The sequence below is a fragment of the Streptomyces sp. CWNU-52B genome (genome assembly GCF_047444975.1).
In the GTDB taxonomy this organism is placed as follows: Bacteria; Actinomycetota; Actinomycetes; order Streptomycetales; family Streptomycetaceae; genus Streptomyces.
In genome coordinates this window covers 1-750 of the sequence record NZ_JBLFJV010000038.1, presented here as the reverse complement: position 1 = coordinate 750, position 750 = coordinate 1, and the positions used below count along the sequence as shown (strand labels likewise).

The following is a 750-nucleotide window of genomic DNA, read 5'->3' as shown; positions in this document are numbered from 1 at the left end:
TCCGATAGTCACTCGTGATCGCAATCGACGCCAGATCCATCAGATACGTGTCGAACAGGTCCGTGACATCCTTCGCCTTCGCACCTTCCACACCCACCCGCGCCGACTCCGCCAACAAGTCAGCCATCTTCAACACAATATCCCGGTAGATCCCGTGCCGCGTACTGCTGGGGAACGCCGCCATAATGTGATCCGCCTGACCCGCACCCTCCGTATTCATCGTCCGCGGCGACCGCGAATCCGCCAGACCCGGAACCGGCAACGGAATCCCCCGGAACATCTCCTCCTCATCCGGAATATTCGTATTCCGCGAGGCGAGCGGATGCAAACCGATCTCATGGGCCAACATCCCCATGATGTAACCCACATCGAACTTCTCGAAGTAATAACTCGCGAGATTGATGTCGACGCCGGCATCACCACGGTCCGTCACGTCGGCCGGGGTCTCCGTCGTCCGCAGATGCAGAGTGATACGCACCTGGCGGTTGCCGATGTAATCCCGAATCGTCGGATGATCCCCCAACAACTCAATGATCCGCACCGCCTTGTCGCGATACCTCACATCCGTGTGCTTCAAATTCGTGAACTCAAAACGACCCGACTTGAAAGGACTCAACACAGGTTCAGCGGCCGCGGGCGTCACGCTCGGGTCCTGCTGCATACGCGCCGGAACCTCGGTCACCTCCTGGCTGCCGTCCGCCGGGCGGGGCAGGGAGACCGGGTCCACCCACACCGCCTCCCGCAGAATGC

Annotated in this window: 1 protein-coding gene; it reads right to left on the bottom strand. The window is 60.5% G+C overall.

Annotated features, from left to right (window positions below):
- A partial coding sequence (locus ACLVWQ_RS29085; RefSeq protein WP_414112178.1) for a hypothetical protein occupies positions 1–727 on the bottom strand: 727 nt, incomplete at its 3' end.
- Positions 728–750 lie beyond the last annotated feature (23 nt).